This is a genomic window from Bacteroides sp. OF03-11BH (assembly GCF_003604005.1).
Taxonomy (GTDB): Bacteria; Bacteroidota; Bacteroidia; order Bacteroidales; family Bacteroidaceae; genus Bacteroides; species Bacteroides ovatus.
This window is the reverse complement of sequence record NZ_QTMW01000139.1, coordinates 334-618: the sequence shown is the minus strand read 5'-3', so window position 1 is coordinate 618 and position 285 is coordinate 334. Positions and strand designations below refer to the sequence as shown.

General features: G+C 53.0%; 1 protein-coding gene. It reads right to left on the bottom strand.

The genetic code is table 11. From position 1 onward, the window contains the following. Positions 1-39: 39 nt before the first annotated feature. Positions 40-285: DUF3876 domain-containing protein (locus DXA54_RS28730; RefSeq protein ID WP_243647709.1), on the bottom strand; the 246-nt coding region annotated here is incomplete at its 5' end.

Genomic DNA, 285 nt, shown 5'->3' with positions numbered 1-285 from the left:
TGTTCTCATGTTACTTTGGATTTTAGTGGATTTCATTATTTATTGCTCGCCTATCGGATGGTCCGGTTTCGGGTTCACACGCACGTAGTCCCCGTTCGGCGAGAAGGTCAGGATGTCCGTCGCCTCGTTGTAGGACACGTCGATGCGGAATCCGGTGTTCATGAACAGATTGCCGTTCTCCTCCTGCAAGAGATAGGTTTCCGGCTTCAGCTTGCGGCGGATGCCGCTCCGCTTGAATACCGTCACCTTATAGGCTTCGCCCTCCTTGTAGATAAGCACGTCGGG